Genomic DNA, 229 nt, shown 5'->3' on the forward strand with positions numbered 1-229 from the left:
TGCAATGGTGAAATAGAGTATTGCTTAACGCAGCAGCATTTAATTACTGAGCTTAGTCAGGTAGCTAAACACATACCGCTTAGAGTGTGTCATAACGATACAAAAATAAATAATATGCTGTTTTGTAATACAACTCACAAAGCAAAAGCAGTTATTGATTTAGACACCTGTATGGCAGGACTTTGGCTTTATGACTTTGGCGACATGGTACGTACATTTTGCTCCCCCG

Annotated in this window: 1 protein-coding gene; it reads left to right on the forward strand. The window is 38.4% G+C overall.

Annotated elements, in window-relative coordinates; genetic code table 11:
• Positions 1-229 (forward strand): phosphotransferase (locus AAEY83_RS19060; RefSeq protein WP_351061855.1); only part of this gene is annotated, 229 nt, incomplete at both ends.

Origin of the sequence: Psychrobacter sp. TB20-MNA-CIBAN-0197, from assembly GCF_040309765.1 — a bacterium.
In the GTDB taxonomy this organism is placed as follows: domain Bacteria; phylum Pseudomonadota; class Gammaproteobacteria; order Pseudomonadales; family Moraxellaceae; genus Psychrobacter; species Psychrobacter submarinus.